The 24,983-nt window shown below is 59.5% G+C and carries 26 protein-coding genes; 10 read left to right on the forward strand and 16 right to left on the reverse strand.

Translation table 11 applies throughout. The features are described from left to right. Positions 1-5: 5 nt before the first annotated feature. From JK213_RS11755 to JK213_RS11765, 3 genes are read left to right on the forward strand one after another with little or no spacing between them, the layout of a single operon-like run. Positions 6-608 carry a YjbE family putative metal transport protein gene (locus JK213_RS11755; RefSeq protein ID WP_099286714.1) on the forward strand — a complete coding sequence of 201 codons (603 nt, stop codon included), beginning with the start codon at positions 6-8 and terminating at the stop codon, positions 606-608. Then, positions 592-2,481 carry a transglycosylase SLT domain-containing protein gene (locus tag JK213_RS11760; RefSeq protein ID WP_194263025.1) on the forward strand — a complete coding sequence of 630 codons (1,890 nt, stop codon included), beginning with the start codon at positions 592-594 and terminating at the stop codon, positions 2,479-2,481. Before JK213_RS11755 ends, JK213_RS11760 begins: the two co-directional genes overlap by 17 nt. After that, on the forward strand, positions 2,471-2,956 hold the full coding sequence (locus tag JK213_RS11765; protein WP_194263026.1) for a CinA family protein: 486 nt from the start codon (positions 2,471-2,473) through the stop codon (positions 2,954-2,956). The genes JK213_RS11760 and JK213_RS11765 overlap by 11 nt, the downstream gene beginning before the upstream one ends. Positions 2,957-3,034: 78 nt before the next feature. Here JK213_RS11765 and JK213_RS11770 read toward each other — a convergent pair whose 3' ends face one another. From JK213_RS11770 to JK213_RS11825, 12 genes are all read right to left on the reverse strand, one after another. Next, on the reverse strand, positions 3,035-3,337 hold the full coding sequence (locus tag JK213_RS11770) for a hypothetical protein (RefSeq protein WP_194263027.1): 303 nt from the start codon (positions 3,335-3,337) through the stop codon (positions 3,035-3,037). 84 nt (positions 3,338-3,421) lie between these two features. Continuing rightward, positions 3,422-3,901 carry a type II toxin-antitoxin system RatA family toxin gene (locus JK213_RS11775; RefSeq protein WP_194263028.1) on the reverse strand — a complete coding sequence of 160 codons (480 nt, stop codon included), beginning with the start codon at positions 3,899-3,901 and terminating at the stop codon, positions 3,422-3,424. Then, positions 3,901-4,869 (reverse strand): lipoyl synthase, encoded by a 969-nt coding sequence (gene lipA, locus JK213_RS11780; protein WP_194263029.1) that lies wholly within the window; start codon positions 4,867-4,869, stop codon positions 3,901-3,903. Before lipA ends, JK213_RS11775 begins: the two co-directional genes overlap by 1 nt. A gap of 5 nt (positions 4,870-4,874) precedes the next feature. Continuing rightward, positions 4,875-6,281, reverse strand: coding sequence for a dihydrolipoyl dehydrogenase (gene lpdA / locus JK213_RS11785; protein ID WP_194263030.1), 1,407 nt, complete (start codon positions 6,279-6,281; stop codon positions 4,875-4,877). 3 nt (positions 6,282-6,284) lie between these two features. After that, positions 6,285-7,514 carry a pyruvate dehydrogenase complex dihydrolipoamide acetyltransferase gene (locus JK213_RS11790; protein ID WP_194263031.1) on the reverse strand — a complete coding sequence of 410 codons (1,230 nt, stop codon included), beginning with the start codon at positions 7,512-7,514 and terminating at the stop codon, positions 6,285-6,287. A gap of 5 nt (positions 7,515-7,519) precedes the next feature. Then, entirely contained in the window at positions 7,520-8,887 is a 1,368-nt protein-coding gene (locus JK213_RS11795) for a pyruvate dehydrogenase complex E1 component subunit beta (RefSeq protein WP_194263032.1), read from the reverse strand. A gap of 3 nt (positions 8,888-8,890) precedes the next feature. Next, on the reverse strand, positions 8,891-9,895 hold the full coding sequence (pdhA, locus tag JK213_RS11800; RefSeq protein ID WP_099286723.1) for a pyruvate dehydrogenase (acetyl-transferring) E1 component subunit alpha: 1,005 nt from the start codon (positions 9,893-9,895) through the stop codon (positions 8,891-8,893). Positions 9,896-10,048: 153 nt separating this feature from the next. Next, complete coding sequence (trpC, locus tag JK213_RS11805; protein WP_099286724.1) at positions 10,049-10,975, reverse strand: indole-3-glycerol phosphate synthase TrpC; 927 nt, start codon at positions 10,973-10,975, stop codon at positions 10,049-10,051. Beyond that, complete coding sequence (gene trpD / locus JK213_RS11810) at positions 10,972-12,075, reverse strand: anthranilate phosphoribosyltransferase (RefSeq protein ID WP_194263081.1); 1,104 nt, start codon at positions 12,073-12,075, stop codon at positions 10,972-10,974. The genes trpC and trpD overlap by 4 nt, the downstream gene beginning before the upstream one ends. Continuing rightward, a complete protein-coding gene (locus JK213_RS11815; RefSeq protein WP_194263033.1) occupies positions 12,072-12,668 on the reverse strand; it encodes an aminodeoxychorismate/anthranilate synthase component II in 597 nt (198 codons plus the stop codon). The genes trpD and JK213_RS11815 overlap by 4 nt, the downstream gene beginning before the upstream one ends. Before the next feature lie 61 nt (positions 12,669-12,729). Further along, the gene (trpE, locus tag JK213_RS11820) at positions 12,730-14,142 is read right to left on the reverse strand and encodes an anthranilate synthase component I (protein ID WP_194263034.1); all 1,413 of its coding nucleotides are present in this window, start codon (positions 14,140-14,142) and stop codon (positions 12,730-12,732) included. Further along, positions 14,142-16,091 (reverse strand): peptidyl-prolyl cis-trans isomerase, encoded by a 1,950-nt coding sequence (locus JK213_RS11825; protein WP_194263035.1) that lies wholly within the window; start codon positions 16,089-16,091, stop codon positions 14,142-14,144. Before JK213_RS11825 ends, trpE begins: the two co-directional genes overlap by 1 nt. 190 nt (positions 16,092-16,281) lie before the next feature. Between JK213_RS11825 and tpiA the strand changes: the two genes are divergently transcribed. From tpiA to kdsA, 4 genes are all read left to right on the forward strand, one after another. Beyond that, the gene (tpiA, locus tag JK213_RS11830; RefSeq protein ID WP_194263036.1) at positions 16,282-17,082 is read left to right on the forward strand and encodes a triose-phosphate isomerase; all 801 of its coding nucleotides are present in this window, start codon (positions 16,282-16,284) and stop codon (positions 17,080-17,082) included. Beyond that, positions 17,079-17,420 (forward strand): preprotein translocase subunit SecG, encoded by a 342-nt coding sequence (gene secG / locus JK213_RS11835; RefSeq protein ID WP_194263037.1) that lies wholly within the window; start codon positions 17,079-17,081, stop codon positions 17,418-17,420. The genes tpiA and secG overlap by 4 nt, the downstream gene beginning before the upstream one ends. 103 nt (positions 17,421-17,523) lie before the next feature. Continuing rightward, on the forward strand, positions 17,524-19,155 hold the full coding sequence (locus JK213_RS11840) for a CTP synthase (protein ID WP_194263038.1): 1,632 nt from the start codon (positions 17,524-17,526) through the stop codon (positions 19,153-19,155). After that, complete coding sequence (gene kdsA / locus JK213_RS11845) at positions 19,152-19,976, forward strand: 3-deoxy-8-phosphooctulonate synthase (protein ID WP_194263039.1); 825 nt, start codon at positions 19,152-19,154, stop codon at positions 19,974-19,976. Before JK213_RS11840 ends, kdsA begins: the two co-directional genes overlap by 4 nt. Here kdsA and JK213_RS11850 read toward each other — a convergent pair. Next, the gene (locus JK213_RS11850) at positions 19,973-20,449 is read right to left on the reverse strand and encodes a DUF3429 domain-containing protein (RefSeq protein WP_228125595.1); all 477 of its coding nucleotides are present in this window, start codon (positions 20,447-20,449) and stop codon (positions 19,973-19,975) included. The two genes, kdsA and JK213_RS11850, sit on opposite strands and share 4 nt — an antisense overlap. A 101-nt stretch (positions 20,450-20,550) precedes the next feature. On the opposite strand from JK213_RS11850, the gene eno reads away from it, so the two are divergent. Further along, complete coding sequence (gene eno / locus JK213_RS11855; RefSeq protein ID WP_194263041.1) at positions 20,551-21,831, forward strand: phosphopyruvate hydratase; 1,281 nt, start codon at positions 20,551-20,553, stop codon at positions 21,829-21,831. A gap of 138 nt (positions 21,832-21,969) precedes the next feature. Continuing rightward, positions 21,970-22,299, forward strand: coding sequence for a septum formation initiator family protein (locus JK213_RS11860; protein ID WP_099286734.1), 330 nt, complete (start codon positions 21,970-21,972; stop codon positions 22,297-22,299). Between the two features lie 82 nt (positions 22,300-22,381). Here the strand turns inward: JK213_RS11860 and rpmG are convergent, their stop codons facing one another. Next, entirely contained in the window at positions 22,382-22,549 is a 168-nt protein-coding gene (gene rpmG, locus JK213_RS11865) for a 50S ribosomal protein L33 (protein WP_011253780.1), read from the reverse strand. 303 nt (positions 22,550-22,852) lie between these two features. On the opposite strand from rpmG, the gene lexA reads away from it, so the two are divergent. Continuing rightward, positions 22,853-23,572: a transcriptional repressor LexA gene (gene lexA / locus JK213_RS11870; RefSeq protein ID WP_194263042.1), complete on the forward strand. Its 720-nt coding sequence runs from the start codon at positions 22,853-22,855 to the stop codon at positions 23,570-23,572. Between the two features lie 56 nt (positions 23,573-23,628). On the opposite strand, the gene JK213_RS11875 is transcribed toward lexA, so the two are convergent. Next, positions 23,629-24,237, reverse strand: coding sequence for a hypothetical protein (locus JK213_RS11875; RefSeq protein ID WP_194263043.1), 609 nt, complete (start codon positions 24,235-24,237; stop codon positions 23,629-23,631). Positions 24,238-24,339: 102 nt separating this feature from the next. Beyond that, the gene (pgsA, locus tag JK213_RS11880; protein WP_194263082.1) at positions 24,340-24,942 is read right to left on the reverse strand and encodes a CDP-diacylglycerol--glycerol-3-phosphate 3-phosphatidyltransferase; all 603 of its coding nucleotides are present in this window, start codon (positions 24,940-24,942) and stop codon (positions 24,340-24,342) included. Between the last annotated feature and the right edge of the window lie 41 nt (positions 24,943-24,983).

Here is a 24,983-nt window from a genome sequence, read left to right on the forward strand (position 1 = left end):
ACACCTTGGCCCCTGACTCTCTGCTCCACGCCCTCATCGCCCTCGGCCAGATCACTCTGATCGACATCACCCTTGCCGGTGACAATGCGGTCGTTATTGGGATGGCCGTGCGCAATCTGGAAGGGCGGCAGCGCCGTCTCGCCATTCTGTTTGGAACGGGGTTCGCCGCCATTCTGCGTGTGGGGCTAGCCCTGCTGGCGACCACGCTGCTCGCCGTGGTCGGCCTGACGCTGGCGGGTGGGTTTCTGCTTTTGTGGGTCTGCTGGAAGATGTATCGTGAGCTTCGAGGCGGCGAACATCATGAGGACGTCGAGGCTGCTCCGCCCCGGCTCGGCCCTGCCGTGCTTAAAATTGTCGTGGCCGATCTGTCCATGAGTCTGGACAACGTGCTGGCGGTTGCCGGAGCGGCTGTCGGTCATCCTTGGATTCTGGTTGCGGGGCTCGTGCTGTCGGTGCTGCTGATGGGGCTTGCTGCATCGGTCGTCGCCAATCTTCTGGCCAGATATCGCTGGATTGCATGGATCGGTCTTCTGGTGGTTCTGGGCGTTGCAATCGAACTCATCATCCGCGGCGGCGGGGAGGTCTGGACGCATGTTCTTCCGAGCTGACAAAACCCTTTTCGCGGGACTGATGACGCTGCTTGTCACGTCATCGGCCCTCGCAGCGCCCCCGATGGACACCGCCCCCTCGCCCGTTCAGGAACGGCTGGCAGAGTGGCTGCTCCTTGTCGGGCCAGAAGGAAGCAGTTTCCCGGCACAGCGTTACGCCAGTTTCCTCGCACAGACGCCGCAATGGCCGCAGAGAGTGCGTATTCTGTGGCGTTTTCAGAACGCCCTGTCCCAGACATCCGACCCGCAGGCTCTGAACGCCCTCTGCCCGCTTTATCCGCTGACAGTGCCAGCCGCGTTTACAGCCTGTGCAGACCATCTCCCGGACCCGGCCTCCACAGCGCGCCGTCTCTGGCTGTCGGGAAGTGCCCTGACCACTGCCGAAGAGCAGACCCTGCTCACGCGGTTTGGTCAGACCTTCACGCCCGCCGATCAATGGACCCGCTATGAAGCGCTTGAACTGCGGGGACAGTTTTCGGCAGCGGCCAGACAGATCGAGCGTCTTTCCGCCGATCAGCAGCTTCTTGCCCGCGCCAGACTGGCCGAACGTCTCGCCTCTCCCGATGCCGATTCTCTGTTCGCCTCCCTACCCTCGGACCTACAATCCGACCCGACCCTGATCCGCTATCGCCTGCGTGCGCTGCGTCGCGGGGATCGACTGGATGAAGCGCTGTCTCTCTGGAACACGCAGGGCGCGGCGCTCCAGCAGGCGAACCCATCCCATGACTGGTCCTCCGAACGGATTAGCCTCGCCCGCGCTCTGCTTCTGGCCGGTCGTCCGAAAGAGGCGGCCGATCTCGCAGATGACACCACCCTGCCCCCGGACAGTACCGACCGTCAGGAAGCGGCTCTTCTCAGCGGCTTCATTGCGCTTAGAGAGCTTCATGACCCTGCGCGCGCGGAACAGTTCTTTACCCTTCTTCAGAACGCAACCTCGCTTCAGATGCAGGCTCGCGGCTATTACTGGACAGGCCGCGCCCTTCAGGCCGCTGAAAAGCATCAGGATGCCCAAGCTGCTTTTCAAAAAGCTGCTACCTTCCCCACGACGTTTCCGGGTCAGCTCGCTCTGGCATCTCTGACGCAGAACAACGCAATTCTTGTCTCAGGTCAGTCGTCATCGGCCTTTGACGACGCCCTGTTACAGGCCCTTCAGTCTCTGCCCACTCCACCCGCCGGAACGCTCAGCCGCCCTGATCTGCTCGAAGCCGCCACGGATCTCGTGCAGGCAGGTGATCCCGATCATGCACGGGATTTCCTCATGATGCTGGAAGCCGTCAATCCGTCTCCGGAAGGCCAGAAAGCCGTCGCCGATGCTGCGTCCCGCCTTGGGTTACCTGCGCCGGAAGTCTTTGCTTCCTATGCCTTGGCACGCAAAGGCATTGCCCTTTACCCGCAGGGCTTCCCCGACCCCTACCCAGCCGCATCAACTGTTCCGGACGGCTTGCTTCCCGCCATCATCCGACAGGAAAGTGGTTTCGATCCGAACGCACTAAGCGGCGCAAAGGCTGTGGGCCTGCTGCAACTCCTGCCCGCCGCAGCCAGAGACGTGGTGCGCAAAGGGCATCTGGGGCCGATCAACGTCTCTCCCGCGTCTCTGACCGATCCGCAGATAAACCTGAAAATCGGCAACGCCTATGTCTCGCAGCTTCTCGAACGCTTCGGAAATGTGATCCCCTATGCGCTGGCTGCCTATAACGCAGGCCCGCATCGGGTGGACCTCTGGCTCAAAGCAAACCCACCTTCGGACCCGCTGTCAGAAGACGGCGTTCTGGACTGGATCGAACGCCTGCCCTACCGGGAAACCCGCCTTTATATCGAAAATATTGAGGCAGGAATGATGGTCTATCGCGTCAGGAATCTTCATGCCGGATAATGATATTGCAGCCCTCGCTGGACAGGTTCTGGAGCATCTCCGCCGGTCCGGTCGCAGACTGGTGACAGTGGAAAGCTGCACAGGCGGCCTGATCGGTGCGGCTCTCAGTGATATTCCCGGTTCGTCAGACGTCTTGGAAGGCGGTTTCATCACCTACTCCAATGCCTTGAAAATGAGCGCCGTGAGCGTTCCAGAAACGGTTCTCGCACAATACGGAGCCGTCAGCCTCCAGACGGCTCAGGCCATGGCGGAAGGCGGCCTTATGAACGCCGTGGATGCTGATATTGCCGTTTCCGTGACAGGCATCGCAGGCCCGGGCGGTGGTAGTGTTGCCAAACCGGTCGGGACTGTCTGTTTCGGACTGGCTGTTCGCACCGGATTGTCCTCGGTCGTTCAGTGTCACTTCGCAGGAGATCGCACCAGCATTCGTTCTCAGGCTGTGCAGCAAGCGCTTCAGATGGTTCTGAACGCCTGACGTAAAAAAGGCGGCTCCGAATGAACGGAGCCGCCCTTTTCTGCAAACCTGTAACAGACCACCGGTCTGTTTACAGCCTTAGTTGCCCTGCGTCGGAGCTGGCATCGTCGAGGCTGCCGGAGCTGCCTGAAGGCTGGGAGCGGTCGGGATCGCGGTCGGAGCAGCGGGCGGGATTGCTGCCGTCGGAGCGGTCGGAGAAACCGGCGTCTGGGCCTGCTGCAGCGAACGTGCGTTCAGATCTTCTGTCGTGGGTGAGCCGCTGGCTTTTGCAGCATGCTCGCCCTTGTCATGATGCTTGCCGTGATGATGCGCGGCCATGGCCGGAGAGGCCGCAGCGACCAGTGCAGTCAGAGCGAATGCGCCAAAAGAAATCTTTTTCATAACGTAATCCTTTCCTGTCACCATCGCGGTGCTTGACTGTGTAACGACTCAACCCGCAAATGGTTCTGGCAACACTATGAAATTTTATGTCCTTTGGGAAAGGCCGGGTGTCGGAGGAACAGCCTTTGCCCCCTGCGCACCGTAAATATCCCGTGCGCGCTTGATGAAGGCGGACACCATAAGGCGCACACCCTCATTGAACACCACGCCCATCGCGTTTTGCAACAAGCGCGACTTGAACTCGAAATCCACGAAGAAATCGACCAGACAGCCACGAGGGTCCGGGCTGAACGTCCACACATTGTTCAGATAACGGAAAGGCCCTTTTTCATAACGCACCCGGATGCGCGACGGCCTCTCCAGCGTCACACGGCTCGTGAAGGTCTCGCGGAAGGGGCCAAATCCGATCGTCAGATCCGCCACAAGCTCCTGTTCCGTCTGGGTGCGGATGCTCGCCTTCACGCACCAAGGCAGAAACTGCGGATATTTCTCGACATCCGCCACAAGATCAAAGAGCTGGTCCGGAGTGTAGGCGATCAACCTTTGCTCGGCATGTGTCGGCATCAGAGACTTTCTTTCAGACGGCTTTTCCGCGCAGCCTGAAGCTTCGCGAAGTCGCTGTCCGCATGATAGGAGGACCGGGTCAGCGGACTGGCACTGACCTGAAGAAATCCTTTTGAACGGGCAGCCGCAGCATAGCCGTCAAACTCGTCGGGGGTAATAAACTTTTCAACGGCCGCATGTTTTGCGGAGGGCTGAAGATATTGCCCAAGTGTCAGGAAATCGACGTCCGCGATCCTGAAATCATCCATGACCTGAGCCACTTCCATACGCTCCTCGCCCAGCCCAAGCATCAGGCCGGACTTGGTAAAAATGGAAGGATCGAGTTTCTTTACTCCGTCCAGCAATCGAACGGACTGATAGTAACGCGCACCCGGCCGGATGGTGGGATAAAGTCGGGGTACGGTCTCGATATTGTGATTGAACACGTCGGGACGTGCAGCCACGACGACCTCCAGCGCTCCATCTTTGCGAAGGAAATCAGGAGTGAGGATTTCAATCGTAGTCTCTGGAGAGGTCTGCCGGATCGAACGGATGACCTGTGCGAAATGCTCCGCGCCACCATCTGCCAGATCGTCGCGATCCACGGACGTGATGACGACATGTCGTAGTCCAAGCTTCGCCACAGCCTCGCCAACACGCCGGGGTTCGTCCGCATCAAGATGCTTTGGCATCCCGGTCGTGACGTTGCAGAACGCACAGGCCCGGGTGCAGATCTCGCCCATGATCATCATCGTGGCATGACGTTGCGACCAGCATTCCCCGATATTGGGGCATGCTGCTTCTTCGCACACCGTCACGAGGCCTGCATCGCGCATCAGCGCCCGCGTCTCGTGATACACGGGATGGTTCGGCGCCTTGACCCGGATCCAGGACGGCTTGCGCTGGATCGGATTGTCAGGTCGGTGCGCCTTTTCCGGGTGACGGAGCGCGGGTGCTGCGCGATGGTCGATGGTGATGCGCTGGGACATGGTGCTCAGATATGCAGCGGGCCGTCGAAGGCCGCCAGTGTTGCCTCGTGCATGGTCTCGGAAATGGTCGGATGCGGGAAGACCGTTTCGATCAGTTCCGCCTCTGTCAGTTCCCCGGTTCGGGCAATGACATAACCCTGAATCATTTCCGTTACTTCCGCGCCGATCATGTGCGCACCCAGAAGTTCGCCACTCGTCGCGTCGAACACGGTCTTGACCATGCCGTCCGTCTCACCCATCGCCACAGCCTTGCCGTTGGCGATGAACGGGAAACGGCCAACCTTGACCTTGTGTCCTGCGGCAATGGCCTTCTCTTCACTGAGCCCGACAGACGCGATCTGTGGACGCGAATAGGTGCAGCCCGGAATGTTCAGCGGATGCAAGGGCTGCGGCGAACGTCCGGCAATTTTTTCAACGCACAGGATGGCTTCGTGGCTCGCCTTATGGGCCAGCCACGGCGCTCCGGCCACATCACCGATCGCATAGACACCCGGCTCGCCTGTCCGGCAGAAGCCGTCCGTGACGATATGGGTCCGGTCCACCTGAACCTTGGTGCCCTCAAGCCCCAGATCCTCGACATTGCCCACAATGCCAACCGCACAGATGACGCGGTCCACCGTCAGATCGATCTTGCCTGTCGGACTTTCGATCGTCGTGGAAACCTCGTTTTCAGCCTTATTTAGCGGCCCGACCTTCGCGCTGGTGATGATCGTCATCCCCTGCTTTTCGAAAGCCTTGCGGGCTGCTGCGCTGATTTCTGGATCTTCGGCGATCAGTATCCGATCCGCCACTTCGGCGATCGTGACCTCACTGCCCATGTTCCGGTAGAACGACGCAAATTCGATACCGATCGCACCCGATCCGATGACTAGAAGACGCTTCGGCAACTCCTTCGGCGTCATGGCCTCGCGTGCCCCCCAGATCAGGGTGCCATCCGTTTCCAGTCCCGGAAGCTGACGCCCCCGCGCACCCGTTGCCAGAATGACATGCGGGGCTTTGATGGTCGCAACCGCCGCGCCATCCTTCGTGATAGCAACTTGATGCGCCTCGCCCGAACGACCGGCCAGTTTGGCGCGGCCGTCAAAGGTCGTGACCTTGGCTTTCTTCAGAAGATGGGCAATCCCTCCCCCCATCCGGCGCGCAATGCTGCGTGAGCGGCCCACGATCTTGGACAGGTCGAACGAGATATTGTCTGCGGACAGGCCGAACGTACCCAGTTCATGCAGAAGATGATGGATTTCCGAAGAGCGCAGAAGCGCCTTGGTCGGAATACAGCCCCAGTTCAGGCAGACGCCACCAAAATGCGTGCTTTCCACGAGCGCCACGCTCATGCCGAGCTGGCTGGCCCGCAGCGCCGCCACATAGCCGCCGGGGCCGCCACCAACAACAATCAGATCGAAAGTCTCGGACATGGTTCAGACCACCAGAAAATAAGGGTTCTGCACGATATCGCGCAGCGCATTCAGCCACTCGGCCCCAAGGGCACCATCAACCGCCCGATGATCGACCGACAGCGTCGCCGTCATCACGGTTGCAATCGCAATCTCCGAACCACGGACCACAGCCCGTTTTTCGCCTGACGCAATCGCCAGAATACCGGCCTGGGGCGGATTGATGATCGCAGCGAAGTCACGCACGCCGAACATCCCCATATTGGAAACGGAGAACGTCCCGCCCTGGAATTCCTCGGGTTTGAGCTTTCCGGCACGCGCGCGCTTGGCTAGATCCTTGGCTTCGACGCTGATGTCGCGCAGGGATTTGCGATCGGCATTGCGGATGATCGGAGTAATCAGCCCGTCCGGAATTGAGACGGCCATCGAGATATCAACATTCTCGAAATGCAATGTCTCGGCATCCGTGAACTGAACGTTCACGCCCGGAACTTTCTTCAGTGCCAGCGCCACGGCTTTGATCATCATGTCATTGACCGAGATCTTGAAGCTGTTTTCCTGCGCTGTCGCATTCAGTTTCGAACGCAGGGCCAACAGCGCATCCAGTTCGATATCGACCGAGACGTAGAAATGCGGAACCTGCGTCTTGGATTCTGTCAGACGACGCGCGATCACCTTGCGCATCGTCGAGTTCGGCACCCGACGGACCGTCTCTTCCGATGCGGTGATGACGGGCGTAGAAGCAGCTTTCGGAGCTGTCTTGGGTGCAGCAGGGCCTTTCTCAACGTCGCGCTTGAGAATGCGTCCGTTCGGACCACTTCCTGTCAGGGCGTCAAGGGCAATGCCCCGCTCACGCGCCATACGCTTGGCGAGCGGAGAAACGAAAATCCGCTCTCCCTTGTCCTCAGCCGGAGCTTTGGATGCTGGAGCCGCAGGCGTTGTTTCCGCGCTTGGTGTCTCAGCCTTCGGAGTTGCTGCAGTCTGCGTGGAAGAGGCGTCAGGCACGGCCTCGCCGTCTTCCACAAGAATCGCAATCGGCGTGTTGACGGGAATCCCCTCGACGCCTTCCTGAATCAGAATGCGACCAAGGATGCCCTCGTCTACGGCTTCCACTTCCATGGTCGCCTTGTCGGTCTCGATTTCAGCAATCACGTCACCCGCAGCGACGGTATCGCCCTCGGCTTTGAGCCAGCGGGCCAGTTTGCCCTCGGTCATGGTCGGCGACAGCGCCGGCATCAGAATATCGGTAGCCATCGTTGTCAGTCCCGCAGCTGCTTGCGAACCGCATCCACAACCCATTCAGGTTTCGGAAGCGCCAGTTTTTCGAGATTGGCCGCATAGGGCATCGGCAGGTCAAGCCCGCAGACACGCGCTGGCGGAGCATCGAGCCAGTCAAAAGCCTGCTCGACGGCCACGGTGCAGATTTCCGCCCCGATGCCCGCGACCGGCCAGCCTTCTTCGACGGAGACGATGCGGTTCGTCTTCTTCACACTGCGTACGATTGTCTCGGTATCCAGAGGACGGATCGAGCGCAGGTTGATGACTTCGGCCGAAATGCCTTCTTCTGCCAGAAGGGCTGCGGCTTCCAGCGCCACGCCGACCATGATGGAGAAGGCCACGAGCGTTACGTCCGTCCCTTCCCGTTCGATCTTCGCGCGACCGATCGGCAGGATGAAGTCTTCATCCACGGGGCACGGAAACTTCTGGCCGTAGAGGATTTCGTTTTCCAGAACGATGACCGGGTTCGGATCGCGAATGGCCGCCCGCAGCAGTCCTTTCGCATCCGCAGACGACCAGGGAGCGACCACTTTCAGGCCCGGAATATGGGCAAACCAGCTTGCGAAACACTGCGAGTGCTGTGCCCCCACGCGCGCCGCTGCACCATTCGGGCCACGGAACACGATGGGGCAGCCCATCTGACCGCCGGACATGTAGAGCGTCTTGGCAGCAGAATTAATAATATGATCAACGGCTTGAAGCGAGAAGTTCATGGTCATGAACTCGACGATCGGCTTCAGTCCCGTCAGCGCCGCACCCACGGCCATACCCGTGAAACCATGTTCCGTGATCGGCGTATCGATGACGCGCTTCTCGCCGAACTCATCCAGCAAGCCCTGACTGACCTTGTAGGCGCCCTGATATTGCGCCACTTCCTCGCCGATCAGGAACACGTCCTCATCACGACGAAGTTCGGCTGCCATCGCATCACGCAGGGCCTGACGGACGGTGATTTCGCTGGTCTCGCCCCAGTCCCGGTCATTCTCGGCTTGTGCGACTTCCGGTGCTTCCACGATCCCCGGATCAGCCGGTGTTTCAATCGCAATAGAAGCGCCAGCAGCCGGATCAGCAGAACGGGTCACGGTGTCCGCAGCCGAAGCATCTTCGCCTTCTGCCAGAAGCACGGCGATCGGCGTGTTGACTGCAATGTTCTGCGTACCTTCGGCAACCAGCGTCTTGCCGATCACGCCTTCGTCCACGGCTTCCACTTCCATGGTCGCCTTGTCGGTCTCGATCTCGGCAATCACGTCTCCGGCGGAAACGGCCTCACCCGCCGTCTTGACCCAGCGCGCAAGCGTCCCTTCGGTCATGGTCGGCGAGAGAGCCGGCATCAGAATTAGAGATGCCATGGATCAGGCCTCCACCAGAATGTCAGTCCAGAGTTCGGAATGATCCGGCTCGGGGCTCGTCTGCGCAAATTCGGCCGCGTCAGCGACAATGGCTTTCACGTCCGTCTCAATGTCCTTGAACACACTCTCTTCGATCCCGCTGCGCAGCATCTCGGCCTTCAGCGTCTCGATCGGGTCGCGCGTCCGGCGCATCTCCTCGACTTCCGAACGCTGGCGATACTTCGCCGGGTCCGACATGGAGTGCCCACGATAGCGATAGGTTTCCATTTCCAGTAGGAACGGCCCCTTACCCGCACGACAGTATTCCACAGCTTCCTGCGCGGCTTCATGAACTGCGAAAATGTCCATGCCGTCGACCTTGCGGCTGGCAATGCCCCAGGGCTCGCCATTGCGCGACAGGTCCTTCGAGGCCGAGGCGCGCTCAATGGACGTGCCCATGCCGTAGCGGTTGTTCTCGATCACATAGATGCAGGGCAGCTTATGCAGTGCCGCGAGATTGAAGCTCTCATAGACCTGCCCCTGTGCCGATGCGCCTTCGCCGAAATACACGATCGAGACTTCATCCGTCCCGCGATACTTGTTCGCGAAAGCTAGACCCGTACCCAGTGCGACCTGCGCACCGACGATACCATGACCACCGTAGAACTCCTTTTCACGGGAGAACATATGCATGGAGCCACCCTTGCCGCGGGAATACCCGCCGGACCGGCCCGTCAGTTCCGCCATCACACCGCGCGGCGTCATACCCGCCACGAGCATCTGTCCGTGGTCACGATAGGACGTGATGGACTTGTCGCCCTGCTTCATGTTGAGGCCGATCCCGACCACAACGGCTTCCTGCCCGATATAAAGATGGCAGAAGCCGCCGATCAGACCCATGCCGTAAAGCTGTCCGGCTTTTTCCTCGAAACGCCGGACAAGAAGCATGTCCCTGTAAGCGCGCTTCATGGTCTCCGGCGAAAGGGCCGGACCGTTGCTCCGGCCTGAAGCGGACGGTGTCTCGTCCATGACGGTCTCCTGATGGAAATGCATAAAATCCCGCATGCTCTTAGCGGCAGAAGCCACCAAAAGCCAGACCACGTTCCGCTTGCGCGAAACGCCCCGATCTGAGGGGTATGCCGTGAAAAAACGGCCCTGACCGCCCCGAAAGGCGGCCGGAGTTTAAATAAAACCGAGCAGTCGACGTGCCGCCACGCCCGGATCGGGCTCACGCAGCAGGCTCTCACCGACCAGCACGGCGCTCGCGCCAACTGCGCCAACCTTCATCATGTCATCCTGCGTCCGGATGCCACTTTCAGAGACGACCAGACGATCCGGCGGCACCATCGGCGCCAGATCGATCGTCGTCTGGATATCGGTTTTCAGAGTGCGCAGGTTACGGTTGTTGATCCCGATCAGGAATGTATCGAGTGCCAGCGCCCGGTTCAGTTCGGCTTCATCATGGACTTCCAGCAGGACATCCATATCTAGTCCACGTGCAATCGCGATCAGTTCGGCGGCCTGCGTTTCCGTAAGCACCGCCATGATCAGCAAAATGCAGTCCGCCCCGATCAGACGGCTTTCATGAACCTGCCAAGGGTCAAGGATAAAGTCCTTGCGCAAAATCGGCAGACTGCAGGCTTCGCGAACAACGCGGATATCTTCCGTGCTGCCATGAAAGCACGAGCCTTCCGTCAGAACGGACAGGCAGGTGGCGCCAGCGGCCTGATAGTCCTGCGCGATCTTCACCGGATCATAATCCGGGCGCAGGATTCCCGCGGAGGGAGATGCTTTCTTGATTTCGGCAATCAGTCCGACCTGACGGTCTGCCGTCAGATGCTGAAGCGCTTGCCCGAACCCCCGTGTGGGAGTGGTGACTTCCCGCGCCCGCGCCGTGATGTCCTTGAGAGACATGATCTGCGAGCGCTGTTCGATATCCACCCGCGTACGCGCGCAGATGCGTGCCAGAACATCACTCCGGTCGGCAGCGGTTTCCGCTTCCGGATTTTTGATGGGAGGGGTCGTCGTTTCCGGAACTTCCGGGTCCGGAAACTGTTCTGTTCCCTCGGGCGAATATGTCATCGCCGGTCGATGGTGCATGAATGTCATGATCGTCCTGCGTCTGTGGAAGCAATGGAATGAGTCGGGGAATGAGCTGACAGACGCGCCCGCTCAAGCGCGGCGCGGGCGAGCCCACGGTCGATGGACTCTGCCGCCAGACCTACATTGCGACGGAAAGCCGGAACGTCAATCGTCCCGCCCTTCACGATATCGCCGCGTCCTGCCACATGCAGGGCCGCGGCGGCGTTGAGAAGAACCGTATCACGGTAAGCACCAACAGTGCCTTCCAGCAGGGAAAGCAGTGCGGTCGCGTTGGTCTGGGCATCACCGCCCCGGATGGCGGAGATCGGAGCTGCCTTCAGGCCTGCCATATCCGGTTCGATCTCAAACGAAAAAAGAGCGTCTTTCTCCCAGGCCGAGACCTGAGAGGGGCCAGCGAGGGTCAGTTCGTCACTGCCACCTTCCAGGGTCTCGCCATGCACAACCCAGACAGACAGGCTCCCCAATGCACCGAGTGCTTTCGCCACCGGCTCGCACCAGCGTCCATCAAACACGCCGATCAGCTGATGGCGCACCTGAGCGGGATTGCAGAGTGGCCCGAGCAGATTGAACAATGTCCGAAAACCCAGCGCCTTACGCACCGGTGCCGCATGACGCATCGCAGGATGATGCTGGGGGGCCGCTAGAAAGACAAGACCGTCCTCACGCAAACGTCTACCTTGCAGAGCCAGATCATCGGTTGGCGGAATGCCCAGAACTTCCAGAACATCCGTCGCGCCCGTGGCTGACGAGAGCGCGCGGTTGCCATGTTTGGCGACGGGAACGCCCAGACCGGCGAGCACGAAGGCTACGGCCGTCGAGACGTTCAGCGTCTTCAGGCCATCCCCGCCCGTTCCGCAAACATCAATCGCTCCAGACGGAACATCCGGCAGGAGCGTCATGTGATGCCGGACGGCTTTCACGGCACCCGTCAGCTCGGCCAAAGTCTCTCCACGGAGTTTCAGAGCCGTCAGAAAAGCCGAAAGATGAACCGGATCAACCGTTCCTGCCATGATGGCGTGGAAAGCAGTCTCTGCCTCCTGATTGCTGAGAACCTGTCCCGAAGCAGCTTTGTGCAAAAGCGTTGTAAACTCAATTCCCACCGTCAGGCGGCCTGCGAGGTCACGACCGGAATCCCGGCAATCGTCAGGAAATTGGCCAGCAGTTCGCGTCCGGCGACGGAAGCGATGCTCTCAGGATGGAACTGAACGCCATGTATGGGATAGTCGCGATGGCGCACGCCCATGATGACCCCGTCTTCCGTCCGCGCATTGACGACCAGAGTCTCGGGAATGCTGTCGGGCCGAAGCGTCAGGCTGTGATAACGCACGACATCGACCGGATCGGGTAATCCGGCAAAAACCCCCGTTCCATCATGGTGAACGGCGCTGATCTTGCCGTGCATCGGCACCGGCGCCCGCACGACTTCTGCACCGAAGACCTGCCCGATGGCCTGATGGCCGAGGCACACACCAAAAACCGGCACACGTCCCGCAGCCGCGCGGATCAGATCGCAGCAGATCCCCGCTTCCGCAGGGGCACCGGGACCGGGTGAGATTACGATGGCAGCCGGATTGAGCGCCAGAGCCTCTTCAACGCTCAGCGCATCGTTGCGACGCACGTCACATGCTGCTCCAAGCGCGCCCAGATGATGGACGATGTTGAACGTGAAGCTGTCGTAATTGTCGATGAGAAGGATCATGGCAACAGAATGACCTTCGCGTCTCTTTTCGTCAAACAACACATCGTGTTTCGGCCCTCCGTCAGGCTTTGGCCGCGGTCGCAACCGCGATTTCAGCGGCGCGGAAAAGGGCTCGGGCCTTGGCCTGAGTTTCGCGGAACTCAGCATTCGGATCACTGTCCGCAACGACGCCGCATCCGGCCTGCACATACATGTTGCCGTCCTTGAGAACGGCCATGCGCAGTCCGATGCAGGTGTCCATCTCGCCGTCCGCGCCGAAATATCCGACGCAGCCGGAATATGGCCCGCGTCGTGTCGGCTCCAGTTCGTCGATGATCTCCATGGCGCGGATCTTGGGGGCGCCTGTCAGGGTTCCTGCGGGGAACGCGGCGACAAGCGCATCCATCGCCGTACTGCCATCCTTGATCTGGCCCGTGACGGTCGAGGAAATATGCATCACATGGCTGTAGCGCTCGACGACGAACTGCTCCGGCACTGCGACGGTCCCAAGCTTCGAGACGCGGCCTACGTCATTGCGTCCCAGATCGATCAGCATCAGATGCTCGGCTAGTTCCTTGCGGTCTGCCAGAAGCTCTGTTTCCAGAGCCAGATCTTCATCGCGGTCTGCACCGCGCGGACGGGTGCCCGCCAGCGGCCGCACCGTGACTTCGCCATCCCGCAGTCGAACCAGAATTTCCGGCGAGGAACCCACGAGGGCGTAATCCTCAAGCTCCATCACGAACAGGAACGGCGCCGGATTGACCCGGCGCAGGCTGCGATAGAGCGAAAGCGGTGAAAGTGGGAATGGTGTCGTGAAGCGCTGGCTCGGCACGATCTGGAAGGCATCGCCCGCCGCAATATAGTCCTGCGCCTTGCGGACATGGTCTTCGAACTGCTGCTGCGTCATGTTGGAGACCGGAGCTTCCAGTTCCGTATCGGTAGGCAGGGTCTCGCGTGCGTCTCCAAGTGGCGCGGCCAGAGCGGCGCGCGCCCTGTCCAGAAGCGCGTGAGCTTCCGCGTCCGTCGTGTCTCCACGGACCGGAACGGCCAGCGTCAGTTCGTCCCGTACGGAATCAAAGACTGCAAACAGGCGCGGACGGATCATGATTCCTTCCGGCAGTTCCAGATCGTTGACCGGCGCATTCGGCAGACGCTCCATCTGCCGCACCATGTCGTAGCCCAACACGCCGAACACGCCCCCGATCATGGGAGGCATTCCGCTCGGAAGATCCATCTGGCTTTCGTCCACGATGGTCTTGAGCGTCTCGAGCGGTATTCCGTCGATGGGTTTGCCGTCGAGCGTGACCTTCCCGTCCCGGGACTTCCAGACCAGATCCGGCAGTAGAGCTATGACGGAATAACGCCCGCGTGCAGCACCACCCTCGACGCTTTCAAACAGAAGCCGATACGGATCATCCGACAGGTTCGACAGTCTGAGAAATGCCGAAACAGGCGTCAGGAGATCGGCGGCCTCAATGCTGTAGACGATGCCCATCAGTGTGCCCCGTTTTCTGCTGCGGGTGCGCTGGCCGGAGCCGCGGCTGCTACGACCTGATTGTAGAGCGCCATATTGATATGCGAGGGCGGAAAAGCCTTTTCCATCGCAGCACTCAGGACCATCGGAATATCGGACTGCATGGACTGACGATAATCGTCCACAAGACGGGTGCCGAGGGATTTCAGGTCTTCTGCCGAGGCAGGGCGATCGGCCGTCACGTTAACGAGCCAGAATGCATCCGGCGTTTCAAACATCCCGGTCGTACCCGGCTTGAGATCAAAGATCCCGCGCAGGATGTTCTGGGGCAGGCTTTGATCGGGATGAACGCGCGAGACGCTCACGTCCTGACGCAGGGCCGAAGCTTCCGGCTGTCCCTCCATGGCCTTGCGAAGCGTGCCAGACTTTGCGGTACCGAACAGGGCTGTTGCGCGCAGATTGGCGGCGCGGCGCTTCTGTTCGGCCGTCCACGCCTGAACGACCTGATCGCGTACGCTGTCGAAAGGCTTGAGGGTTCCGGGGCGGACCTCGTCCACCAGTACCGAAAAGAAGGTGCCATTCGGGCCGTTGACCACTGTCGGCTGGGCACCTTTGGACTGCGTGAAGACCTGATGAACGATGGCCTGACGCAGAGCCTCATCGCCCGGAATGGGCGCGGGCAGACCGTCCTGCGTCATGCCATTGGAGTCCAGCGTTCCCGCAGCCGGAACAGCGCCGAGATCGCCCGGGATCTGTTCCAGCGTCGAAGAACCGGCAACCGCGTCCTGAAACTGCTTCTGGCGTGCCTGAAGAGCCTCGGCAGATTCCTGCGTCTGGACCTGCTTTTTCAGATCGCCTTTTGCCTGTTCGAATGTCGTTTTGTGAGGCGCCACGACTGCCGTGATGTTGAAAACGACCCATCCCATTCCGGTCTTTTCCGGGCCGGAAATGCGGTCAGGCTGTGCAGCGAAAGCGGCCTTGGCGAGTTCGGGGTTGGGAATATCGCTCTGCCGAACCGATGGCAGGGCAACGGCAGCGGCTTCGGGGAACTTCTTCTGGATATCGTCCCAAGAAAGTCCGCCTTTCCATGCAGTCGCTGCCGCAGCGGCTTTCGCCTGATCCGTGAAGGTCAGGACCTGAAGCGTCCGGGTCTCGGGCATGTCATAGGTGCGCGCCTGAAAATCGTAGAGACGATGAAGAACATCGTCCGGAACCTCGATTGTCTTGGCAACGCTGTCCGCCGTCATGACGACCATCTTGGCATGACGATATTCTGTCGTGCGGAACATCTGTGGGTGGTTGTCATAAAAGCGGTGAAGCTGTTCGTCTGTGGGAGGCGCAGTCACAGTGCCGCTCGCAAACGGAATTTCCACCATATCGAAAAGGCGCTGGTTCGCATCGAAAGACAGCATGCGCCCCGTCAATGACGGGGGCGCGACTACGGCCTGACCGATCCCCTGCAACAGACCACGGGACGCAATATCCTCGCGAACGACCTGAATCAGTTTGCCTTCAGTCAGACCCATCCGGGTCAGACGGTCGTTAAAGATGCTTCGGTCAAACTTTCCGGCCGCGTCATGGAAAGCGGGGATCGCGAAAATATCCTGCCGAACCAGATCGTCGGGCACCATCATGCCTGCGCGCTCGGCCGCAAGCTGGATCTCGTTCTGCATCACGAGATTTTGAAGCGTCTGTCGGGCGATCTGCTCCACTTCGCTCTTGGGTAGCTTGGAGGGATCGGCAAGTCCGATCTGCTTGGCGACGGCGGGAAGCTGGGCTGAAAGTGCTCGGCTGAAATCGTCCGGAGTGATGCTGCGATCATAGATGCGCACGATTTCGTTGGACCCTGTCGCGCCCAGATTGGAGTAAACATCTCCCACGCCCCAGCCGATAAAGGCCAGAAAGATCAGAAGAGCGGCGGCACGGCCAATCCAGGAGTCAACAAACAGGTGGCGGAGCGAGATAATCATGGGGTCAGGGCAGATCCGGATAACGGGATGGTGCGGACACGGTAGGACCGCTAAACTTGCCGCACCATAATGTCGTGAGAACGGCTTGACCAGAAGCAGACCGGAACGGAAAGCATCCTTTTAGCCCCCGTCCGGTCCTTAAGCCCCGATTGAGCGGTTATCCCGCTACTATCGCCACGAAGGAGGAAGAGTGATCCCATCCCCAAGACTTGTCGTTGGTAACTGGAAGATGCACGGGCTGCGTGAGCAGTCCACCCGTCTGGCCCGTGCCGTCGCCGAGGGCGCAGAGGCCCTTCCTGATGATGTGCGGCTCGTCCTTTGCCCGCCCTTCACCCAGCTTGCGAGCGTTCACGGCATCATCAATGCCGCAGGCCCAAATACGCTACTGCACCTTGGCGCGCAGGACTGCCATACGACTTCGTCCGGTCCACATACCGGCGATATCTCGGCGGATATGCTGTCCGATCTGGGGGTACAGTATGTCATCCTCGGTCATTCCGAGCGTCGTCAGGCCCATGGCGAAACCGATGCGCTGATCCGCCGGAAGGTCGAGGCGGCCGAGGCTGCCGGGCTTATTCCCATCGTCTGTATCGGCGAGACGATGGAGGAGCGCCTCGAAGGGCGGACGACCACCGTTCTGGCAACGCAGGTCGAAGGGTCGCTGACGGACAATTTCAATGGTGTACTGGCCTATGAACCCGTCTGGGCCATCGGCAGTGGCTCCGTTCCGCCGATTGAGGAGCTTGAACGGACCCTCTCTTTGCTTCACGGACTGTTGCAGTCGCGTCTCAAGATGGATGACATTCGTGTCCCGATCCTGTATGGCGGCTCCGTAACACCGGCTCAGGCGCCGACCATTTTTTCCATCGGGTCGCTCGGAGGGGTGCTGGTGGGCAGTGCCAGTCTGGAAGCGAAGAGCTTTCTGCGCATTGCCGAATCAGCCTCTCTCCGCCTGTCTGCCCAACCATTGTCCGGACCCTATCGTTCATGACCACTCTTCTGCTTGCTCTCAACCTGCTGGTCACACTGGCGCTGATCGGGGTGATCCTCATCCAGCGCAGCGAAGGCGGCGGCCTCGGTATCGGCAGTGGCCAGGGGATGGGCTCGTTCATGAGTGGCCGCGGAACGGCAACGCTGCTCACGCGGGCCACGTCCGTCCTCGCCGGAATTTTCATGCTGTTGTGCCTGGTGCTGGCCGTCATGAACCGTGGTGCCTCCTCCGGCGTTGGCTCCCGCGACATTCTGGCCCAGCCACCCGCTGCTCAGACGACACCCGCGACCACAACCCCGGCAGCTCCCGCCGCTCCGGCGTCCACGCCTGCTCACTAATCGGGCCTGAAGATCCCCGTTCAGATTTTTTAACGGGGATCTTTCACACAGACGCGTCTCTTCGCTTCCCCTGCCCCATGTCGGCAGTGTATGAAGACCGCCCATGACGCGTTTCGTATTCATCACCGGCGGTGTGGTATCTTCTCTCGGCAAGGGCATCGCTTCTGCGGCCCTCGCTGCTCTCCTCCAGGCGCGCGGATACAAGGTCCGCATGCGCAAACTGGACCCCTATCTCAACGTGGATCCGGGCACCATGAGCCCGTACCAGCACGGCGAGGTGTTCATTACCGATGACGGGGCGGAAACCGACCTCGATCTCGGTCATTATGAACGCTTTACGGGCGTTCATGCCTCTCGGGCTGACAATACCACGACGGGCCGGATCTATTCGGATGTGATTGCGCGCGAACGTCGCGGCGACTATCTGGGCGGGACCGTGCAGGTCATTCCGCATATCACGGACGCGATCAAGGACGTGGTGGTCACGGGCACGGACGATTACGATTTCGTGCTGGTGGAGATCGGCGGCACGGTCGGCGATATCGAGAGTCTGCCCTTCCTTGAAGCCATCCGTCAGCTCCGCAATGATCTGGGCCACGCCCAGACCATGTGTGTGCATCTGACGCTTCTGCCCTACATTCCGGCAGCGGGCGAACTCAAGACCAAGCCGACGCAGCATTCCGTCAAGGAACTGCAGAATGTCGGTATCCAGCCGCAGATGCTCCTGTGCCGCTCGGACCGTCCCATTCCGGACAACGAGCGTCGCAAGATCGCCAATTTCTGTAACGTCCGCCCGGAAGCCGTCATTGCGGCGCTGGATGTGGACACGATCTATGCTTGCCCCATTTCCTACCACAATGAAGGAATGGATCAGGAAGTCCTGCGCTATTTCGGCCTGCCCTATGACAGCAAGCCCGACCTCTCGCGTTGGGAAAAGATCGTCCATGCGATTCGCGAACCCGAAGCCGAAGTCCGCGTGGCTGTTGTCGGTAAGTACACAGCTCTGCTCGATAGCTATAAATCGCTCGCTGAAGCCTTGCTGCATGGTGGCATCGCCAATCATGTGAAGGTCAATCTGGACTGGATCGAATCGGAAGAGTTCGAAAAGAACGGCAATATCGCCGAGCGCCTGAAAGACGCAGATGCGATCCTCGTTCCCGGCGGCTTTGGTGAACGCGGTGCCGAGGGCAAGATCCAGGCTGTCCGTTATGCCCGCGAGAACAACATTCCGTTCCTCGGGATCTGCTTTGGCATGCAGATGGCTGTGGTCGAATGCGCCCGCTCACTTGCGGGTCTCCCCAAAGCGTCCTCTACTGAATTCGGTCCGACGGACGAACCGGTGGTCGGTCTGATGACGGAATGGGCGCGTGGGGGCGAGCTGCTCCGCCGTCGTGAAGGCGGCGATCTGGGCGGCACGATGCGTCTTGGCGCCTATCCGGCAAAGCTGGTTCCGGGTTCCCGTGTGGCCGAGATTTATGGCCGTACGGAAATTCGCGAACGCCATCGTCATCGCTGGGAAGTCAACGCGCATTACAAGGATCGTCTGGAAAAGACAGGTCTGCGGTTCTCTGGCCTTTCCCCGGACGGCGTGCTGCCCGAAGTGGTCGAATACCCGGATCACGCATGGTTCGTGGCCGTGCAGTACCATCCGGAACTGCTCTCCAAGCCTTTCGATCCGCATCCGTTGTTTGCAGGCTTTATTGGTGCCGCCATCAAGGAGGCTCACAGCAAGTGAGCTTCCGGATTGGAGACCTTACGGTCGGTCAGGATCAGCCCTTCACGCTTATCGCTGGCCCCTGCCAGATCGAATCCCGCGAGCATGCAACGGAGATGGCTGATGCCATCTCCGCCATCTGCCGCGAACTCGGAATCGGGCTGATCTATAAAAGCAGCTTCGACAAAGCCAATCGGAGTTCGGTCAACGCTGCGCGTGGTGTGGGCATGGATGCCGGTCTGGAGATCCTTGCCAGCATCCGTGAACGATTCGGTGTTCCTGTCCTGACGGATGTGCATACTGCAGAGCAGTGCGCACCTGCCGCTCAGGCCGTGGATGTTTTACAGATCCCGGCATTCCTGTGCCGTCAGACGGACCTGCTGCTGGCGGCGGGCGAAACTGGGCGGGCCATCAACATCAAGAAGGGCCAGTTCCTCGCACCGTGGGACATGGCGAACGTCGCGGCCAAGATTGCCTCGACCGGCAATAAGCGCATCATGCTCTGCGATCGTGGCACGAGCTTTGGCTACAACACGCTTGTTAGCGATATGCGCGGTCTGCCGATCATGGCGCAGACGGGCTATCCCGTCGTGTTCGATGCGACGCATTCCGTGCAGCAGCCGGGTGGCCTTGGGGCATCAACGGGGGGGCAGCGTGAATTCGTGGAACCCCTCGCCCGTGCGGCGCTCTCGATCGGTGTGGCGGCTGTTTTCATAGAAACACATCAGGACCCGGACCATGCTCCAAGCGATGGCCCGACCATGGTGCCGCTTCATGAAATGCGCAGCCTCCTGACGCGTCTGCAAGCCTTTGATTCTCTGGCGAAATCCTTTCCGGCCTAACTCCCCGACGGAGCCAGAGCAGCCAGAAACAGGCTCAGTACCGCAATAGCCGTCAGTCCGGCTCTCAGTGGCAGATAGCCTGGGGGAAGCGCACCTTTCCTCCAGGCTTCCCGTTCCACCAGAAACGTCCCGACAAAACCGATGATTTCCAGCCCGAACCCGGCCCGGACATGACCGAGAACGCCGATGCAGAGGGCAAGCCATGCCCAGAGCGCAGGGCAGACACCCAGCACGAGGCGCTGCCGGTCCTGCTGTGAGGTGCCACCGACCGTAATGATGTCCGGTCGCTCCATGGCCAGCCCCCAGTGTACGGCCCCCAGAAATGACAGGATGCAGGCACCATACGCCAGCAGAATGATCTTCAGATGCGGCAGCGGCGTAAACAGTCCAGCAAGGAAGATCCACCCTCCAAGCGTCATGAAAGGGATCAGTCCGGCAATGCCAAGCACGAAAATGGGAAAAGGAAGGCGCATGTCGTCGTTGACCTCACGGCGTGATTTTGAGACTTGAAATAGCTGTTCCATTCAGAACGGTCACGAGCCAACCCGGTTCACGCATCCCAGGAGAGCTTCCATTGAGCGCCATCGTTGATATCATCGCCCGCGAAATCCTGGACAGCCGCGGCAATCCCACTGTCGAGGTCGAAGTCGAGCTGTCCTCCGGTGCCCGCGGCCGTGCAGCCGTCCCGTCCGGCGCTTCCACAGGCGCGCATGAAGCCGTGGAACTGCGCGATGGTGACAAGTCCCGCTATGGCGGCAAAGGCGTCCTGAAGGCCTGTAGTCACGTCGAGAACGACATCCTTGAAGTGCTTCAGGGGGCCGAATCCGAAGATCAGATCGCTATCGACAATGCGATGATCGATCTGGACGGAACGTCCAACAAATCCCGTCTGGGTGCCAACGCCATTCTCGGCGTCTCGCTTGCCGTTGCCAAGGCGACCGCCGAGGAACTGGAACTGCCGCTGTACCGCTATGTCGGTGGCGCCTATTCCCACCTTCTTCCCGTGCCGATGATGAACATCGTCAATGGTGGCGAGCATGCCGATAATCCGATCGACATTCAGGAATTCATGATCCAGCCGGTCGGCGCGCCGACGATTGCGGATGCCATCCGTATGGGCTCCGAAATTTTCGCACGCTTGAAGAAAGGTCTGTCCGAAGCTGGTTATAACACTAATGTCGGCGATGAGGGCGGCTTTGCGCCGAACCTGAAGTCTGCTGACGAAGCTCTTGGTTTCATTGCAAAATCTGTTGAAGCCGCTGGCTACAGACTTGGTGAAGACGTAACCTTCGCGCTCGACTGCGCCGCCACCGAATTCTATGCTGACGGACGCTACAATCTGAAGGGTGAAGGCAAGGAATTTGATGCGTCGGGCATGATTTCCTACCTTGAAGATCTGGCCAACCGCTATCCGATCGTCTCCATCGAAGACGGTCTGGCGGAAGATGACTGGGAAGGCTGGACCGAACTGACGACTCGCCTGGGCAAGAAGCTCCAGCTGGTCGGAGACGATCTGTTCGTCACCAATCCCGAGCGTCTGCGTCGCGGCATCAAGGCCGGAACCGGTAACGCACTGCTGGTAAAGGTCAACCAGATCGGCACGCTGACCGAGACGCTGGAAGCCGTCGAAACCGCTCACAAGGCCGGTTACGCCTGCGTCATGAGCCACCGTTCGGGCGAGACGGAAGACTCCGTCATTGCTGATCTCGCGGTCGCCACGAACTGCGGCCAGATCAAGACGGGTTCCCTCTCCCGCTCTGACCGTACGGCCAAGTACAACCAGCTTATTCGCATTGAGCAGCAGCTCGGCAGTGCGGCCCGTTATGCCGGTCGCAACATTCTCAGAAACTCCTGAGACTGAGCCAGGCCTCATTCCTCCCCGGAATGAGGCCTTTTTTGTGCCTGAATATGATTGATATCCGTATCATTCATTGTCTGGTCACAAATGACTGATATAGACTGATACAGTCTCTCAGAACGGAGTTTTCACGACGTGACACTGATCCGACTTATCAAGCGTGGTGTCCGCGCCGTAGCTCCTCCGGCTTTTTTCCTGTCGCTTACCGCCTATTTCGGCTGGAACGCGCTGCATGGAGCGCACGGGATTCATGCCTATCAGGAGCAGACCCAGCTTCAAAAGGATGCGCTTCAGGCCCGGCAGGACGCTGATGACGAGCAGAATGTCTGGCGTCGCCGTGTCGTTGCCCTCAAGGAGAAAGCGCTGGACGCTGATATGCTGGATGAGCGTGCCCGTGCCACGATGAACCTGACGCGCAGCGGCGATCTGGTTGTTCCTTACGGACCGCATGACAAGCTGTTCTGAACGGCAGTTAAAACGAACAGCTCTCAGAGCATAAAAAAGCGGCCCGAAGGCCGCTTTTTTTATAAAGACTGCTGGAGCAGCCTTACTTGATCTTGGCTTCGCGAAACACGACGTGCTTGCGTGCGACCGGATCGTACTTGCGTACTTCCATCTTTCCCGTAGCGGAACGGGCATTCTTCTTCGTGACGTAGAAGTAGCCGGTTTCAGCTGACGAAACGAGCCGGATCTGAATAACGTTGCTCTTTCCCATGATACCCTCGGGCTTTCGCCATAACTTATGCCGCTCGAAGGTGTCGATGCAGCATGTTGATCTCTAGATTTGGCGCACCATGCTGATTTGTGGCCCGTAGGTCAAGACCTTTGCGCACGATTTAGCGGTTTTCCTGTGGTTTCAAGGAGTTTGAAGCTTAAAAATTCTTGCTGGATAACTCTGTCGGTGCGTCTCTTTGCTTGAAGGGCAACAGGTGGGAACCTATAAGGAACAAATGCAGGATGCCCGTCATTCTGTGTCCTGTTCTGACCTGCCTCCGCCGAGGCGCATGGGAGCGCCTGTATGCTGACCCGTAAGCAGCACCAGCTTTTGCTGTATATCGACGACCATCTCCGCCGCACGGGATATTCGCCCTCTTTCGATGAGATGAAAGATGCCCTCGAACTGCGTTCCAAATCGGGCATTCATCGCCTGATTTCCGCTTTGGAAGAACGTGGCTTTCTGCGTCGGCACCATCACCGTGCACGGGCGCTCGAAGTGCTGCGTCTGCCCCATATGGGTACGGAAGCTCCTGTTGCCGCTCTGGCTCCGGAAACCGGTTTTGTCCCGGCTGTTCTGAGCCAGGGCGAGACGGGCCTTGATGGAGCCTTCTCCGAAGCCAGTGTCGCCAATGATCGTCAAACCGTCAGCATTCCTCTTTATGGTCGTATCGCAGCGGGTCTGCCGATTGAAGCCATGCAGGACGACAGCGACAGGATCGAAGTTCCCATTTCGCTTCTGGGCACCGGAGAGCATTACGCTCTCACGGTGGCTGGCGATTCGATGATCGAGGCTGGAATTCTGGATGGAGACATCGCCATTATCCGGCGACGTGAGACGGCCGAAAATGGACAGATTATCGTTGCTCTCATTGATGGACAGGAAGTGACGCTCAAGAAGCTGCGCCGTCGTGGATCAATGATCGCACTGGAAGCTGCGAACCGGGATTACGAAACGCGCATCTTCCCAGCAGAACGTGTGAACATTCAGGGACGGCTGATCGCCCTTTTTCGTCAGTATTAAAGAGGGGCGTCTGGAGTGATAGGATGCTGATGCGGTTACGGCCTATCAGCAAATCCTTATTTGGTTGGGGGTAAGGCCGCTCCATGAATGACCTTCACACTACCGTCCGGGCCGATAACTGTGCTGGTGCCATCTCCGTTAGGAATGATGATGGCCTTGCTGGGGCTTTTGTTCAGAAAGCGGGCCGCACTATCGGGAACTGACGAAGGAAGCGTCGGAATAAGATGGCTACGGTCGTGTGACACACCCTGATGCGTATCGGCACCCTCTCCGACTGACAGGCTTTGGCCCTGCATGAGTTGCGGGCCGGATGCGCCAAGGGCGCCCTTGCCAGCGATTCCGCCCATGAAGTTTTCGTCAAGTGCAGCACCGCCAAAGTACGTCGCCGGATCGCCGAGAGCGTGGCTGAACGTACTGTTAGGGTTTTCGACATCCTTGAGCGTCGGGAGCGGTTGCGGGGCCCCGGGCCAGATATTTCCGCTTTCAGGAAGAATTGGAGTTTCGGAGTATTTCTCACCGCGGGCGCGATGAATATTCTCGCTGTCACCATGAGGGCCGTTCGGATTATCGAGCGCCGTCCAGACCATCGTGTCGCGGATATACTTGCCCATGCCTGAACAGCCGCTCAGAGCGAGAGGTAGTGCCAGCAGAGCGGTCTTCCGCATTTCTTACTCCCACGAGGTCAATCCATGACCTTTAGCGGTCCTTGTAACGGAGCGCCAGATGAAGACAGTCGAAGAACGCTACAATTCTTTCGCCTTATGACCTCAGAAGCCGATTTTGGATGATTTACGGGATTGTCCCGCCATGATGCGGGCTAACCCTGCGGTCAGATATCCCCATCCGCTGATGACGGTCGGAATGACCGAGAACCAAAGGAGGATTCCGCCAATCAGCGTTGCCGGCAGAAAGGAAAGCCCCAGCATTCCTGCGGCCCCATCGCCACCGATGAGAAAACCGATTGCCACCATCTGGATGCCGGTCTTCCATTTCGCCAACCGGGTCGATGGAAGGGTTTCCCGCTGGGACGCCATATATTCCCGCAGGCCGCTGACCAGAATTTCTCGGATCATGATGATGATCGCTGCATAGAGCGAGTAGACAGGCAGTTGCGTTAGCCCTGCTAGAGCCAGCAGAAGTGATCCGACCAGAAGCTTGTCTGCGATTGGGTCCATCATCCGGCCCAGCTCGGACAGCTGCTGCCAGCGACGGGCCAGTGCTCCGTCCAGATAGTCCGTGATGCATGCGGCCGTATAGAACACGCAGGCGATCACATTCGCGGTCGGTGAATGCACGGAGAGCAGCACGACCAGTACGGGAATGGACGCGATACGCAGCAGTGTCAGAATGTTTGGCAGATCTGTCAGCATCACGTTCAGTCTAGAACAGTTTCCCTCATACCGGTATGCGC

This window comes from Gluconobacter sp. Dm-44 (assembly GCF_018256175.1).
In the GTDB taxonomy this organism is placed as follows: domain Bacteria; phylum Pseudomonadota; class Alphaproteobacteria; order Acetobacterales; family Acetobacteraceae; genus Gluconobacter; species Gluconobacter cadivus.

Coding starts and splice junctions, on each gene's coding strand:
- JK213_RS11815 (WP_194263033.1), bottom strand. CDS start 12,668: ATGATCCTTCTCATCGACAATTACGACAGCTTCACGTTCAACATCGTC.
- trpC (WP_099286724.1), bottom strand. CDS start 10,975: ATGACATTCATGCACCATCGACCGGCGATGACATATTCGCCCGAGGGA.
- lipA (WP_194263029.1), bottom strand. CDS start 4,869: ATGTCCCAGCGCATCACCATCGACCATCGCGCAGCACCCGCGCTCCGT.
- pdhA (WP_099286723.1), bottom strand. CDS start 9,895: ATGGACGAGACACCGTCCGCTTCAGGCCGGAGCAACGGTCCGGCCCTT.
- JK213_RS11840 (WP_194263038.1), top strand. CDS start 17,524: ATGACGCGTTTCGTATTCATCACCGGCGGTGTGGTATCTTCTCTCGGC.
- trpE (WP_194263034.1), bottom strand. CDS start 14,142: ATGGGCATCGTCTACAGCATTGAGGCCGCCGATCTCCTGACGCCTGTT.
- JK213_RS11770 (WP_194263027.1), bottom strand. CDS start 3,337: ATGAAAAAGATTTCTTTTGGCGCATTCGCTCTGACTGCACTGGTCGCT.
- JK213_RS11790 (WP_194263031.1), bottom strand. CDS start 7,514: ATGGCTACCGATATTCTGATGCCGGCGCTGTCGCCGACCATGACCGAG.
- secG (WP_194263037.1), top strand. CDS start 17,079: ATGACCACTCTTCTGCTTGCTCTCAACCTGCTGGTCACACTGGCGCTG.
- lexA (WP_194263042.1), top strand. CDS start 22,853: ATGCTGACCCGTAAGCAGCACCAGCTTTTGCTGTATATCGACGACCAT.
- JK213_RS11775 (WP_194263028.1), bottom strand. CDS start 3,901: ATGCCGACACATGCCGAGCAAAGGTTGATCGCCTACACTCCGGACCAG.
- pgsA (WP_194263082.1), bottom strand. CDS start 24,942: ATGCTGACAGATCTGCCAAACATTCTGACACTGCTGCGTATCGCGTCC.
- lpdA (WP_194263030.1), bottom strand. CDS start 6,281: ATGTCCGAGACTTTCGATCTGATTGTTGTTGGTGGCGGCCCCGGCGGC.
- JK213_RS11825 (WP_194263035.1), bottom strand. CDS start 16,091: ATGATTATCTCGCTCCGCCACCTGTTTGTTGACTCCTGGATTGGCCGT.
- JK213_RS11850 (WP_228125595.1), bottom strand. CDS start 20,449: ATGCGCCTTCCTTTTCCCATTTTCGTGCTTGGCATTGCCGGACTGATC.
- rpmG (WP_011253780.1), bottom strand. CDS start 22,549: ATGGGAAAGAGCAACGTTATTCAGATCCGGCTCGTTTCGTCAGCTGAA.
- JK213_RS11765 (WP_194263026.1), top strand. CDS start 2,471: ATGCCGGATAATGATATTGCAGCCCTCGCTGGACAGGTTCTGGAGCAT.
- JK213_RS11875 (WP_194263043.1), bottom strand. CDS start 24,237: ATGCGGAAGACCGCTCTGCTGGCACTACCTCTCGCTCTGAGCGGCTGT.
- JK213_RS11795 (WP_194263032.1), bottom strand. CDS start 8,887: ATGGCATCTCTAATTCTGATGCCGGCTCTCTCGCCGACCATGACCGAA.
- JK213_RS11760 (WP_194263025.1), top strand. CDS start 592: ATGTTCTTCCGAGCTGACAAAACCCTTTTCGCGGGACTGATGACGCTG.